This window comes from Streptomyces sp. NPDC003038 (assembly GCF_040611115.1).
Classification (GTDB): domain Bacteria; phylum Actinomycetota; class Actinomycetes; order Streptomycetales; family Streptomycetaceae; genus Streptomyces.
Genome location: NZ_JBEXNN010000001.1, coordinates 148,240 through 162,156, shown reverse-complemented (window position 1 = coordinate 162,156; position 13,917 = coordinate 148,240). Strand labels below are relative to the sequence as shown.

General features: G+C 72.1%; 10 protein-coding genes. 5 read left to right on the top strand and 5 right to left on the bottom strand.

Annotation, left to right across the window (positions count from 1 at the left end; all coding sequences use genetic code 11):
* Positions 1–10 precede the first annotated feature (10 nt).
* Both ABZX75_RS00695 and ABZX75_RS00690 read left to right on the top strand, forming a co-directional pair.
* Positions 11–601: a hypothetical protein gene (locus ABZX75_RS00695; RefSeq protein WP_355406322.1), complete on the top strand. Its 591-nt coding sequence runs from the start codon at positions 11–13 to the stop codon at positions 599–601.
* Between the two features lie 462 nt (positions 602–1,063).
* Entirely contained in the window at positions 1,064–3,133 is a 2,070-nt protein-coding gene (locus ABZX75_RS00690; RefSeq protein ID WP_355406320.1) for an MFS transporter, read from the top strand.
* Between the two features lie 106 nt (positions 3,134–3,239).
* On the opposite strand, the gene ABZX75_RS00685 is transcribed toward ABZX75_RS00690, so the two are convergent.
* Positions 3,240–3,830: a GNAT family N-acetyltransferase gene (locus tag ABZX75_RS00685; RefSeq protein WP_355406318.1), complete on the bottom strand. Its 591-nt coding sequence runs from the start codon at positions 3,828–3,830 to the stop codon at positions 3,240–3,242.
* 105 nt (positions 3,831–3,935) lie between these two features.
* On the opposite strand from ABZX75_RS00685, the gene ABZX75_RS00680 reads away from it, so the two are divergent.
* Positions 3,936–4,331, top strand: coding sequence for a nuclear transport factor 2 family protein (locus tag ABZX75_RS00680; protein WP_355406316.1), 396 nt, complete (start codon positions 3,936–3,938; stop codon positions 4,329–4,331).
* 332 nt (positions 4,332–4,663) lie between these two features.
* Here ABZX75_RS00680 and ABZX75_RS00675 read toward each other — a convergent pair whose 3' ends face one another.
* Positions 4,664–5,005: an antibiotic biosynthesis monooxygenase gene (locus ABZX75_RS00675; protein ID WP_355406314.1), complete on the bottom strand. Its 342-nt coding sequence runs from the start codon at positions 5,003–5,005 to the stop codon at positions 4,664–4,666.
* Between the two features lie 119 nt (positions 5,006–5,124).
* Between ABZX75_RS00675 and ABZX75_RS00670 the strand changes: the two genes are divergently transcribed.
* Positions 5,125–7,200 (top strand): bifunctional glycosyltransferase 87/phosphatase PAP2 family protein, encoded by a 2,076-nt coding sequence (locus ABZX75_RS00670; RefSeq protein WP_355406312.1) that lies wholly within the window; start codon positions 5,125–5,127, stop codon positions 7,198–7,200.
* Positions 7,201–7,389: 189 nt separating this feature from the next.
* Here ABZX75_RS00670 and ABZX75_RS00665 read toward each other — a convergent pair whose 3' ends face one another.
* Positions 7,390–8,661: a cytochrome P450 gene (locus ABZX75_RS00665; protein WP_355406310.1), complete on the bottom strand. Its 1,272-nt coding sequence runs from the start codon at positions 8,659–8,661 to the stop codon at positions 7,390–7,392.
* A gap of 239 nt (positions 8,662–8,900) precedes the next feature.
* On the opposite strand from ABZX75_RS00665, the gene ABZX75_RS00660 reads away from it, so the two are divergent.
* A complete protein-coding gene (locus tag ABZX75_RS00660; RefSeq protein WP_355406308.1) occupies positions 8,901–10,070 on the top strand; it encodes a steroid 3-ketoacyl-CoA thiolase in 1,170 nt (389 codons plus the stop codon).
* A gap of 235 nt (positions 10,071–10,305) precedes the next feature.
* Here the strand turns inward: ABZX75_RS00660 and ABZX75_RS00655 are convergent, their stop codons facing one another.
* On the bottom strand, positions 10,306–12,225 hold the full coding sequence (locus ABZX75_RS00655; RefSeq protein ID WP_355406306.1) for a hypothetical protein: 1,920 nt from the start codon (positions 12,223–12,225) through the stop codon (positions 10,306–10,308).
* Positions 12,222–13,775 (bottom strand): M48 family metalloprotease, encoded by a 1,554-nt coding sequence (locus tag ABZX75_RS00650; protein WP_355406304.1) that lies wholly within the window; start codon positions 13,773–13,775, stop codon positions 12,222–12,224. Before ABZX75_RS00650 ends, ABZX75_RS00655 begins: the two co-directional genes overlap by 4 nt.
* Between the last annotated feature and the right edge of the window lie 142 nt (positions 13,776–13,917).

Below are 13,917 nucleotides of genomic sequence, written 5' to 3'. Positions count from 1 at the left end.
CTCCGGGCCCGTGTCCCCGACCCGCAGGGTCGGCGGCTGCGTGGTTGTCGGGCTGGAGCTGCGGCTCGTACTCGGCTTCGCGCTGGGAGAGGGCGGCGCCGCCGGGCGGGACTCGTTCGGCGAGGCGGACGGCGACGGCGTGGACGACGGCGACGCCGAGGTCGAGGCCGAGGGGGACGGGGATGCGCTGGGCGACGGGGAACCCGAGGCCGAGGCGGACGGGCTCGCCTCGGCGGACGCGGTCTGCGACGGCCCGGCCGGGGCCACGCCCCCGACGGACGCCGGCGGCTTCGCGTTCAGCAGGGTCGCGTCCATGTCGGGGGAACTCGGGAGGACCCACAGCGCCACGGCCGTCCCCGCGAGGACGACGACCGCGGCGGCTCCGGCCAGGAGGGGCAGCGGCCACCGCCGGGCGGCGGGGTTGCTGTTCCGCGCCTCGGGGCCCCCACCCCCACCCCCACCCCCTCCCCCTCCGCCGTCCGATTCCCCAGTCGTTCCGCCAGTCGTTCCGGCCCCGCCCACGGCCTGCGGGGCGAGTGCCGGGAGCTGCACCGTCTCGTCCGGGCCCGACGCATGTGCCGGGGCGTCCGGCCATGGCTGAACCGGCGGTACGGGTATGCCGTACGGCGCAGTGCCCTCCTGCGGCGCCGCCGCAGGACCGCGACCCGGATCCTGGCCGTAGCCCGGATCCTGGCCGTGACCCGGATCCTGGCCGTAGCCCGGATCCTGGCCGTGATCTGCAACCGGACCGTGACCCGCGACCGGGCCCGGGGGTATCAGGCCCGGCACCAGGGACGGGGCAGTCGGGCCGACTGCGCTCCCGGGGTCGGGCAACGTCACATACGGGCGGACGCGCAAGGGCTCGAAACGCGCACCCGGCGCGCACTCGCACCCGGCGCCGACGGCGCCGCACGCTGGACACTGCTCACCGCTCACTGGAACCCCTCCCTGGGCATTGCCTGCGATTATGCAGACCCGCCGGGTCCCTCCCAACCCACCCGGGAGGCCATATCCGGACACACCACTCAGGATGGAGATGTTGATCCGGCCTGAGGAGGAATCGATGGCTCAGGATGTGACCACGGAGGCAGGGGGCCCCGGCCCGGGCCCGCGCAAGTCCGGACCCACCGGTGAACACACCTCCCGCGAGGTACTCGTCTCCATCGGTGCCCTGCTGCTGGGCCTGCTGATCTCCGCACTCGACCAGACCATCGTCTCCACCGCCCTGCCGACCATCGTCAGCGACCTCGGCGGCATGGCGCACCTGTCCTGGGTCGTCACCGCCTACATGCTCGCCGCCACCGCGGCCACCCCCCTGTGGGGCAAGCTCGGAGACCAGTACGGGCGCAAGAAGCTCTTCCAGTTCGCCATCGTCCTCTTCCTCATCGGCTCCGCCCTCTGCGGCATCGCCCAGAACATGCCCCAGCTCATCGGCTTCCGCGCCCTCCAGGGCCTGGGCGGCGGTGGACTGATGGTGCTGTCGATGGCGATCGTCGGCGACATCGTGCCGCCCCGCGAACGCGGCAAGTACCAGGGCCTCTTCGGCGCCGTCTTCGGCGCGACCAGTGTGCTGGGCCCGCTGCTGGGCGGACTCTTCGTGGACCACCTGTCCTGGCGTTGGGTCTTCTACATCAACCTCCCCATCGGTCTCGTCGCGCTCCTCGTCATCGCCGCCGCCCTGCACATCCCGGTGCGCTCCTCGAAGCACACCATCGACTACCTGGGCACCTTCCTCATCGCCTCCGTCGCCACCTGCCTCGTGCTCGTCGCCTCCCTCGGCGGCACCTGGGGGTGGGGCTCGGGCCGGATCATCGGCCTCGCCGTCCTCGGCGCCGTACTGCTCGGCGCCTTCGTCTTCGTGGAGGGGAAGGCCGCCGAACCGGTCCTGCCGCTCAAGCTGTTCCGGATCCGGACCTTCACGCTCTCCTCGGTGATCAGTTTCATCGTCGGCTTCTCGATGTTCGGCGCGATGGTCTACCTGCCGACCTTCCTCCAGGTCGTCCAGGGCGTCTCGCCGACCATGTCCGGCGTCCACATGCTGCCGATGGTGGCCGGCATGCTGATCTCCTCCACAGCCTCCGGCCAGATCGTCAGCCGCACCGGCCGGTGGAAGGTCTTCCCGGTCGTCGGCACGGCCGTCACCGCCCTCGGCCTGCTCCTCCTGCACCAGCTGCACCGCACCAGCTCCACCTGGGAGATGAGCGCCTACTTCTTCGTCTTCGGCGCGGGCCTCGGCCTGGTCATGCAGGTACTCGTCCTCGTGGTGCAGAACGCGGTCAGCTACGCCGACCTGGGCGTCGCCACCTCCGGTGCCACCTTCTTCCGCTCCATCGGCGCCTCCTTCGGCGTCGCGATCTTCGGCACGGTCTTCACCAACCGGCTCGACGACAAACTGGCCACCGCCCTCGCGGGCGTCCCGCTGCCGCCCGGCGCGGGCGTCGCGCAGCTGGAAGCCGACCCCCGGGCCATCGGCGCACTCCCCGCCGAGCTGCGCCCCCGCGTACTCGACGCCTACGCCACCTCCATCACCGACGTCTTCCTCTACGCCGTGCCCGTCGTCCTCCTCGCCTTCCTGATCGCCTGGTTCCTCACGGAGGACAAGCTCCGAGGCTCGGTCACCGCACCCGATGTGAGCGAGACCCTCGCCTCCAACCCCGTCCACCGCTCCTCACGCGACGAGGTCGCCCGCGCGCTGTCGGTCCTCGGCAGTCGCGAGGGCCGTCGCCACGTGTACGAGAAGATCACCGAGAAGGCCGGCTACGACCTGCTGCCCGCCGCCAGCTGGCTGCTGCTGCGGATCAACAAGTACGGCTCCGCCGAGCCCGCGCTGCTCGCCGAACGCACCGTCGTGCCGTTGAAGGCCATCACGGAGGCCGCCCGCCAGGTCGAGGAGCGCGGGCTCGCCGTCCGGGACGGGCTGGCGCTGGTGCTGACCGACAAGGGACGCGAGAGCGCCGTGAAGCTCGCCGCGGCCCGGCAGGAGTCGCTCGCCGAACTGCTGGGGGACTGGTGGGGGCCGGACCGCCCGACCGACCTGGTCGAACTCGTCGCCGAGCTCAACGCGGAGCTGTGCGGATCCGACGCCGAGGAGCCCTACGACACTCCGCCCCGCTGGGACCACTCCCCGCGCTGACACCCGGCAGGGGGCTCCGCGCGCTCAGGCCCGCGCGCTCAGGCCCGCGCGCTCAAGCCCGCGCGCTCAAGCCCGTGCCCTCAGTCCCTGAAAGCCCCTGGCCTCCTCAGACCAGGCGCTTCTCGAACCAATGCTGCGCATAGGGGCCCGAGTTGTACGCGGGTATCTCCGCATACCCCTGGCGCGCATACAACGCCCGGGCCTCCACGAGATCCGACCGGGTGTCCAGCCGGACCCGCTCGGCGCCCAGCGCTCGGCCCGCCTGCTCCAGGACTTCGAGCAGGGCCGCCCCGCCGCCGGTACCTCGGGCGCGCCGGTCGACGTACACCCTGGTCAGCTCTGCGGTGATCGGGTCGAGCAGGCGTATGCCACCGCACGCCATGGGCACGCCGTCGAGTCGCCCGACCACGAACTCGCCGGTCGGCGGGACCAGCCCGTCGTCGGGGAAGTCCAGCAGGCCCTGGTCGATCTCGGCCTCGCTGACCGTCCGCTTCCAGTACCGGCCCGCGACCTCCGCGTAGTACGCGCGGCGCAGGACGGTGGCGTCCGCAGTGGTGAACGCCTCGGGGGCCACGGTCCATCGGGCCGACCCGGCCGGCCCGGCCGACCCGGCCGGCCCGGCCGACCCGGCCGGCCCGGCCGGCCCGGCCGTCGTTGGAGGGCCTGAGGTGGTGGTGGTGATCGCGTTGCTGTCCATGACGTCATTGTGGAGTTCGCGCCGGATCTCCCGCGTGGAATATCCACAGTGCCGGGCTGATGATAGGAAAAAGGGCAAACCGCGCACACGGAGGGTGGAACCGTCATGTCGGAGCATCCGGACTGTGCCCTGATCCGCCGCGCCTACGAAGCCTTCGGCAAGGGCGACATGGAGACGCTGAGCACGATGATGACGGCCGACGTCATCCACCACGTGCCGGGCAACAGCCCGGTGTCCGGGCACCACAAGGGGCGGGAAGCCGTCCTCGGCCTCTACCGGCGCCTCGGGGAGGAGACGAACGGCACCTTCCAGGTCCACCTGGAAACCGTCCTCGCGGACGGCCGCGGCCATGTGATGTCTTTCCACACGTCGCGTGGGGACCGGGGTGACCGCGGCATCGAGATCCGCGAAGGCCTCTTCATCACCATCATCGGCCACAAGATCACCGACATCGACCAGTGCACCGCGGACATCGACGAGATCGACGCCTTCTGGGCGTGAGAGCCAGTGGTGAGCGCCGGGGGTGAGCGCCCCGGGCCTCAGCGTCGGCGTCGGCGTGAGCGCCGGGCGTCAGCGCCGGGCGCCGGTGCCGCGCACCCGCGCCGGTCGTGAGCGCCGGGCGTCAGCGCCGGGTGTGAGAGCCCCGGGCGTCCTTCAGCGTGAGTCACGCGCGGCTCGGGCTCGGCGCAGGCTGGGCAGGCGTGAGCCCGGCGGACCAAGCGGCATCAGGTGGGCCCGGGGTGGATCCCGGGGTGGATCCCGGGGTGGATCCGGAGTGGGCAGGGCCCGGGGCGGGTCGCCCGGGCCCTGCCCGCCCTCAGGGCTTCACGAGGTCAGGCCTTCTTCGGCGCCGCCTGCTGCACGACCTCGAACGACCACACCGACGAACCGGTCGCCGCAGGCTTCGGACGCTCGCCGCCGCCCGCGCCGCCGCCAGCGCCCCCGCCCTGGTGAGCCGCCTTCATCGGCCCCTCCATCCACGCCTGGAAGTCCTCCTCGGAACGCCACCGCGTGTAGACCAGGTACTGGTCGGTGCCCTCCACGGGGCGCAGCAGCTCGAACCACTCGAACCCGTCCGAACCTTCCACGGCCCCCGCCCGCGAGGCGAACCGCTGCTCCAGGACCTCCCGCTGCTCGGCGGGGACGGACAGTGCGTTGATCTTCACGATGCTCATGCGGGCCATCCTAGGTATCCCGCGGGGGATATCGTCGTCCCGGTAATGGAACGGGGCATGAAGCGCGGCAGCCGGGCGAAGTCGGGCTTGCGGTCAACTGGGCGGGAGGCCTGCGAGGCGTGGCTAACGCGGCGGAGCACAGCGGTGCGAACGGACATGCCGGGGTCATAGACGGCAGCGGCAGACTCGGGGCGGCACGCCTGCTCCTGTGGGCGCTGGCGGGCGCGCTCGCCGTCAGGCAGGCCGCCGCCGCTCTGCGCGTGCCACCGGGGGAGTGGCTCAGCGGCCTCCACCTCCCCGGCAGCCTTCCCGGCTCCCTCTACGACGCCGGCCAGTTCACCGGCACGCCCTTCGCCGGGCTGGTCCTCAAACCACTGACCGGCTTCGCCGCCCCGTCGCTGGAGGTCGCCTGGACCTGCGTGACGCTGCTGTTCGTGGCCGCCATCGGGCTGGTCGCCGCACGCGGCCTGCCCGACCCCGTGCCCCGGCGCACCGCGCTGCTGGCCGCGCCCGTGCTGGTCGTCCTGATGATGGTCTCGCTGCCCGTCCGCGAAGCCGCCTCTCCGGGCCAGACCGCCGTCCTGCCGGTGCTGTTGGTGCTCCTGGCCCTCTTCCGGGTGCCCGGCGACCGGCCCGCCGGCTTCCTCATCGGCCTCGCCGCCGCGCTCCAGCCCGCACTGCTGCTCTTCGCCCCGCTGCTGTGGCTGACCGGACGCCGTCCCGCCGCCCGGGCCGCCGCCCTGACCTTCGCCGCCGTCACCGCCCTGTCCTGGGCGGCCATGCCGCGCGACTCCTGGACCTACTGGGCCCAGCACCTGGCCGGCACCGGCCTCGGCGGCGCCCCCGACGGCCTCGCCAACCAGTCCGTGCACGGCGCGCTGCTGCGCCTCGGCCTCAGCGGCCCCGCAGAGATCCTGCTGTACGTCGCCCTCGCCGCCGGGATCACCTGGCTCGGCCTGCGCCGCGCCGCCCGCTACGCCCGGGACGGCCAGCTGCTGCTCGCCGTCGCCGTCACCGGCTGCGTGGCCGTCGCCGTGTCCCCGGCCGGCTGGCGCCACCAGCTGCTGTGGGTGCTGCTCGCCGTCGCCGGCAAGGTCGGCAAGAGGGCCGCTGACCGGCCCGTGTGGCCCGTGGCCGTCGTCCTCGCCATGACCCTGCCGAGCGCGGTGCTGCTGCCGAACCTGGCCGTACTGGCCCCCGTACGCGACAACGTGCTGCTGCTCGCCGCGCTGGCCGCAGGCTGCGCCGTACCGTTCCTGCCGCGCTCCTCCTCGTACTGGCGTGAGCCCGTCCCGACCGCGTACGGGCAGCCGGCGGCCGCACGCTGGTCGCGGGTGCCGCTGCTGCCCTTCTGGCGGCGCGTGCTGTCGCGCCCCAACCTGCTGCTGGAACTGCTGCTGATACGGGTCGGATACTCGCTCTACTCGCACATCCGGGCCGCCGCACCCACCAGCCGCAGCCTCGCCGAGGGCAACGCGGACCAGATCCTCGGCATCGAGCGCGCGCTGGGCATCGACATCGAGCACGCCGTGAACCTGGCCGTGGTCGACACACCCTGGCTGGAGGGCTTCTTCAACTTCTACTACACCTCCTTCCACTTCGTGGTCCCGCTGACGATCCTGGCCGTCCTGTACTGGCGGCGGCCCGGCGACTACCGCTGGGCCCGCGCCTCCCTGGGCCTGGCGACCGTCCTCGCGCTCATAGGCTTCTGGCTCTACCCGCTCGCGCCGCCGCGTCTGATGCCCGGTCTCGGCTTCATCGACACCGTGCACGGGCCGCAGGACCTGGCCAACCCCTCGTACGGGGCGATGACCGCGATCTCCAACCAGTACGCGGCGATGCCCTCGCTGCACTTCGGCTGGTCGCTGTGGTGCGGGATCGTGATCGTCGTCCTCGCACCGAAGGGCTGGCAGAAGCTCCTCGGGGTGCTGCACCCGCTGATCACGGTGTGCGCGATCGTCGCCACCGCGAATCACTGGGTGCTGGACGCGGTGGGCGGCGCGGTGGTGGTCACCGCCGGTTTCGGGCTCGTCTACGTGCTGTCGGGGCCGCGCGGCCTCCAGCTGAAGCTGCCCGTACAGCGGACCGGCGCCGCCGGGACGAGCGGCGAAGCGGAGGGCGGGGCAGGGGCCGGAGCAGGAGTCGAGGCAGGGGTCGAGGCAGGGGCCAAGGCGCCTGCCCGGACGGGGCCGTAGCACCCTGCGGCCAGGCCCGGCCAGGGCCTGGTCCCGGTTCCGGGCCTGCGCCCCGCATGCGGCGGTCCCGTGCGGCCGGGTCTCCCCGTTCCTCCCCGGCCTACGACGATTCGGCGCGGCCACGTCGGCCAGCGGACGGCAGGGGCCGGGGCGTGGGAGGGAGCGGCCCCTGCCGCCCTGGGTCGCGGGTCAGCCGTGGCTGACCCGGAGCTCCTTGATGCCGTTGAGCCAGGCCGCGCGCAGCCGGCGCGGGTCCTCGCCGGTCAGCCGCAGGTCGGGCAGGGCGTCGGCCAGGGCGTTGAAGATCAGGTCGATCTCCATGATGGCCAGGGACTTGCCGAGGCAGAAGTGCGGGCCGCCGCCGCCGAAGCCCAGGTGCGGGTTCGGGTCGCGGGTGATGTCGAAGGCCTCCGGGTTCCGGAAGACCTCGGGGTCGTGGTTGGCCGAGGAGTAGAACATGCCCACCCGGTCGCCCGCCTTGATCTTCTGCCCGCCCAGCTCGGTGTCCTGGACGGCGGTGCGCTGGAAGGACACCACCGGCGTGGCCCAGCGCACGATTTCCTCGGCGGCCGTGGCCGGCCGGGTTGCCTTGTACAGCTCCCACTGGTCGGGGTGGGTGAGGAAGGCGTGCATGCCGTGGCTGATGGCGTTGCGCGTGGTCTCGTTCCCCGCGACGGCCAGCAGCAGCACGAAGAAGCCGAACTCGTCGGAGCCGAGGTTGCCCTCGCCCTCCGCCGCCACCAGCTGGGTGACGATGTCCTTGGCCGGGCATTCCTTGCGCTCGGCGGACAGGTTCATCGCGTAGCCGATGAGCTCCATCGCCGCCTCGGCGCCGACTTCCTCGGTGATCGCGTACTCCGGGTCGTCGTAGGCGATCATCTTGTTCGACCAGTCGAAGATCTTGGCCCGGTCCTTCTGCGGTACGCCGATCAGCTCGGCGATGGCCTGGAGCGGGAGTTCGCACGCCACCTGCGTGACGAAGTCGAAACTGCCGTCACCGTCACCGTCACCGTCGCCGCCGTTCCCGGCGGCCGCCAGGGCCTCCTCGGCGATCTTCCGTGCCCTGGTGCGCAAGGCCTCCTCCAGGCCCCGGATGGCGCGGGGGGTGAAACCGCGCTGCACGATCTGGCGTACGCGCGTGTGCTCCGGGGGATCCATGTTCAGCATGATCAGCCGCTGTGCGTCTATCTGCTCACGCTGGATGTGCTCGTTGAAGCGGATGATCGCCGTGTTGGTGGTGGAGGAGAACAACTCCGGGTGCGTGGAGACGTACTTGACGTCCGCGTGCCGGGTCACGGCCCAGTAGCCCTCGTCGTCGAAGCCGGTTATGCCCCGCCGCTGCGGGCACCACCACACGGGTGCGGTCTGCCGGAGTTGCGCGAACTCCGGCAGCGGTACCCGGTCTTGGAGGAGGTCGGGGTCGGTGGCGTCGAAGCCTTCGGGCAGCGCGGGGCAGGACATCGGCACTCCAAGGTCTGACGGCCTATCAGAAGTTGGCTTGAAGGTAGTAACGAGTTCTAGAAGTGACAAGGGTCGGCGCGTCAACTGTTGCGTGTGGAATCCGTGCAGGCCGCGTGCAAGACCCTTGCGTGGCAGGGGCTGAGGTCATAAGACTGCGGGGGGAACTAGAACGCGTACTAGTTCGGGCGGGGCGCCGGGACGGCCCGCCGCGCCGGCACAGTGCAGGAGAGGACGAGCTCATGGCCGCGGAACCCGTCATCGTCGAAGCCGTACGCACCCCCATCGGCAAGCGCGGGGGCGCGCTCGCCAACCTCCATCCCGCCTACCTGCTCGGCGAGACCTACCGCGAGCTCCTCGCCCGTACCGGAATCCAGCCCGACTGCGTCGAGCAGATCGTCGGCGGTACCGTCACCCACGCCGGCGAGCAGTCGATGAACCCCGCCCGCAACGCCTGGCTCGCCATGGGACTCCCGTACGAGACGGCCGCGACGACCGTGGACTGCCAGTGCGGCAGCTCCCAGCAGGCCAACCACATGGTCGCCAACATGATCTCCGGCGGCGTCATGGACATCGGCATCGCCTGCGGAGTCGAGGCCATGAGCCGCGTGCCGCTCGGCTCCGGCTCCAAACACGGTCCCGGAAAGCCCTTCCCGGACGAGTGGAACGTCGACCTCCCGAACCAGTTCGAGGCCGCCGAGCGGATAGCCCGCCACCGGGGCCTGAGCCGCGAAGACGTCGACCGGCTCGGCCTGCTGTCCCAGGAGCGGGCCGCGGCCGCCTGGGCGGAGGAGCGGTTCAAGCGCGAGACCTTCGCCGTCCAGGTGCCGACGACGGAGGAGGAGCAGGCCGCCGGGCAGGGCATGTGGAGGCTCGTCGACCGGGACGAGGGACTGCGCGACACCAGCATGGAGGCGCTGGCCCGGCTCAAGCCGGTCATGCCGACCGCCGTGCACACCGCGGGGAACTCCTCGCAGATCTCCGACGGGGCCGCCGCCGTGATGTGGGCCTCCCGCAAGATGGCCCGCGCCCTCAAGCTCAAGCCGCGCGCCCGCATCGTCGCGCAGGCCCTGGTCGGCGCCGACCCGCACTACCACCTGGACGGGCCGATCGACGCGACGCGGGCCGTGCTCGGCAAGGCCGGCATGTCCCTCAAGGACATCGACCTGGTCGAGATCAACGAGGCCTTCGCCTCCGTCGTCCTCAGCTGGGCCCGGGTCTTCGACCAGGATCTGGAGAAGGTCAACGTCAACGGCGGGGGCATCGCGCTCGGCCACCCCGTCGGCGCCACCGGCGCCCGGCTGATCACCACCGCGCTGCACGAGCTGGAACGCCGAGACAAGGAATTCGCGCTGATCACCATGTGCGCGGGCGGCGCGCTGGCGACCGGGACGATCATCCAGCGCCTGTGAGACCGGTGTCGAGGCGTACGCGAACCCCGCGGGACGGATGCGCAAGGCCCCGGCGGCCGGACCCGGGAGGTGCCGTGCGTGGTGCAACGGCCGGGACGCCCCTGACGGGCCGGGCCGGGCCGTCCGCCCGGTCGCCAGGGCGGACGGCGCGACCCCGCCACGGCAGGCCGGTGTCTGAGCCAGGGCGAGCGCCCCTACACCGCTGACCGGCTACGGGACGGAGCCGCCGACGAGCTCACCACGCCCCCGCCCCGCCGGATGGCGCGAGGGGCGCGGCGTACGGGAGCGGCTGGGTGCTCACCCGGTCCAGCAGGACGATGTTCGGGTTGCAGTCCGCCGGGTGGACCGCCACGGAACCGTCCGGCCCGCGCTCCACCAGCAGCAGGCTGAAGTCGGCGAGCGCCTGGAGCTGGGTCGGCTCGACCGCGTACTCGTAGACGCGCTGCTGACCGCGGGCGAAACTCGTGCTCTGACCGTCACTGGTCGTGTACGAGGTGGACTCGTTGGTCGTGCGGGTCGTACTGGTCGACGTGCCGGAGGTCTCGCTGTAGCTGCCGCCGGAACTGCTGGAGCTGCTCGACGAGAGCGGATTGGGCGTGCCCTGGTAGCTGCTGGAGCTGCTGCTCCCCCAGTTCGAGCCTGTGGTCACCGACTCGCTGTACGTGGTGCCCGTGCTCACCGAGGACCCGATGGTCTTGGCCACGGAGGTGCTGAACGTCGTACCGTCGGTGTCCGTCAGCGAGTGCAGGACGAAGGAGTGGTGGCGGCCCAGGAAGTCCGCCGCGATCCCGGCCTCCTGGTGGTTCCCCAGCTTCATGAAGCCGACCGTGCCACCACCGATCACCTCCTGTGACCCCTCGCGCAAGTGCGGGTGCAGGACGGTGAGCTGCGCGCCGCGACGCTCGCAGACGCTGGCCAGCTGCTCCAGGCACCGCCGCTGAAGACCCTGCTCGCCGAGCGCGACGACCACCGACGGCGCCGCCTCCTGGAAGGAGGCCAGACGCCGGGTCACGCTCTGAACCGCCAGGTCCGCCAGCAGGGCGGTGCCGACCGATCCGGCGGCGAAGTCCAGCGCGATGCAGGTGAGATAGCCCGGGCCGCGCCCGCCCCGCTCCGCGCCCAGGCGCTCCAGCGGATGTATGAAGGACGCGAGCCGCAGCAGGCTGTCCCGCATCTGGTCCTTGTTCTTGTCGCCCAGCAGGTCGTCCGCGATACGGTTTCGCTCCGCCCGGGTGAGGGCTTCGGTGTCGTCGGTCTCGCCCATCAGGGCCCGCAGGCCCGCTCCGAGGCGGGCCGGAGTGACATCGCCGCCGAGGGCTCCGCACAGCTGCTGGAGGATCCTGGTGTCCAGGGCCCGCGCGGCTCTGTTGGCCTCGGAGTCGTCGGCGTACACCGCCTCCACGAGGCTGTCCACCAGCTCCTGCGGCGTGAGACCGCTCACGATGCCGCTCTCGGCCATGCGGCTCGGCAGCAGCTGTACGTCGACGGGGACACCGGCCAGCTCGGCCACCTCGGACAGCTCCTGGCAGACCAGAGCCTGGGTCAGGTCGACCACGATCAGCGGCTGCTGCTGGAGGGTCGACGTACCGAAGACCGTGAGGAAGCCCTCCCGACTGCGCTGGCTGCCGCCGAAGATGTCCAGGCGTCGCATGCCGGGACCCGCCGGGAGCGCGCCCCACGCGTCGAGGCTCCGCACCCACTGGTCCTGCGCCGCCGCGTGCTGGAGGCCGCGCTGGTGCCAGTCCTGCCATGCGTACTGGAAGTGATGCTCCAGTTCCGCGCGCTTGGCTTCCAGGTGTGCGCCGGCCGTCGTGGCCGACTGTCCGGCGTGGGCGACCAGTGCCAGGCTCACCACCGCGGCGACCACGGCGAGTACGGCCATGGTGGCGCCGCCCACGGTGGCCAGCAGCAGGCACACCAGCACGATCGCGCCACCGGCCTTGGTGACGGATCCCTTGCGTCCCTCATGGGCCAGCCGGGCGGCGTGCGCCCGGTTCTCGTACGCCACGGGTACGGGCTGCCGCTGCGGTTCGGGCTCGGGGAAGGGCCGGCGCAGCGATTCGGGGTCGCGGTAAGTCCAGCCGAGCCGCTGCCCGGGGGCGAAGAGGCGCAGGTGCCGGTCGGGCGGTGCGGCCTTGGAGTCCTGGATCGTCATGAGGGCAGGCTCCCGGCGGGTTCGGCGGGTTCGGCGGGTTCGGCGGGTCCGGCGGGTCCGGCGGGTCCGGCGGGTCCGGCGGGTGCGGTCGGTCCGGTCGGTCCGGTAAGCCCGGTCGGTCCCGTCGGTCCCGTCGGTCCCGTCGGTCCGGTGAGCCCGGTGGGTCCGGCCACGAACGGCTCCAGCGCGCGGATGCGCTGGTGGAGCGCAGGGTGCGTGGCCATCAGCCGGGCCACCACGCCCTGCTGACCGCGGTCGTCGTCGGAGCCCTGGTCGAGCCAGCCGGTGAACGTGGCCAGCAGCAAGGGCCCGTAGCCGATCTCCGCAGCGAACCGGTCGGCCCGCAGCTCACCGAGCCGCCCCGCCCAGGCGAGCAGGAACGGGACCGCGAACAGGGCCAGTGCGGGCGGGAAGGTGACAGCCAGGGAGACGGCGACCGCGCCGATGATCAGGGCGAAGAGAAGTGTGCCGACGCATGCGATCTGCGCGGCCACCAGGAAGACGAACTTCACGACGAACTTCACGACGGCCATCACGAACCGGGCCGGGAACGCGTACCAGACACCGAGTAGCCCAGACCAGGCGTGACCGCCCACGTGGTGCCCCAGCTCGTGGGCGAGGACGGCGGCGAGCTGCTCCGGGGGAAGGTTGCCCAGCGACTTGCGCGTCACACTGACGATGTGGCCCGCGGCGGCGAAGGCATTGACCTGGTCGCTGTCCTCGACCCACAGGTCATAGCCGGAGCCGTCGAGACCGGCCCGCCGGGTGACGTCGTCCCACAGCGGCTGGAGCCTGGCCAGCTCGGCGGCGGTGGGTTCGCGGACCTTGTAGAGGAGTCGGGCCAGGGCGCGCTCGGTCGGGCGGTGGAACATCAGCGCACCGGACGCGAGCCAGGCGAGGACGAAGACGACGTCCAGGCCGGTGGGGAACATCTGGGAGATCAGCCAGATGACGAGGAAACTGCCGAGGAACAGGGGCAGGTTGAGGAGGAGCGTGGTGATGGACGACGAGTCCGCGCCGCGACGGGTGGGCGGCGGCGCGGTCGGGTCGTACGCGGCGGGCTGGTACCCGGGCGCAGGAGCTCCGCCGGGTATCTGCGGGTACCCGGGCTGCGGCTTCGCGAGCGTGGGCGGCACGGACGGGGGAGGCGTGCCGGGGTGGTGGCCCGGCGCCTGCCCCTGCGGAGGAGCCGGGGGGCGGCCGGTGGCCTGGAAGCCCGCGGAGGGCGGTGGCGGCGCGAAGGAGCCGGGTGCGTGCTGCGGTGGCGCCGACGGAGTGGGCGGGTAGGGCTGCGGAGGCGGGGCGGCCGGGTAGCCCGGTGCCTGCGCGGGGGGAGTGGCCGGGTAGCCCGGTGCCTGCGTCGGCGGAGCCGGCGGGTAGGGGTGGCCCTGCTGCGGATAGGGGGGTACGCCCTGCGGCGCCGCCTGCCCCTGGAATCCGGGATGCTGCCCGTACGGGTAAGGCGGCGAAGCCTGAGGAGAGTTGGGCTCGGCGGATTCGCCGCTACCCGGCGGGTAGTGCGGCTGCCGAGGATCGACGGGTTGGTTCACGGAGGGTCCGCCCTATGGGTGCCTGGCGCTACAAAAGGCGCTGAGATCAAGACAGTTGGTCAACTGTCGACCCGGCAGACGGTCTATGGGACATCCCAGTGATTCGACTCGCCCCCGAATCCGCCGAAGCGGAGAGCCGTTG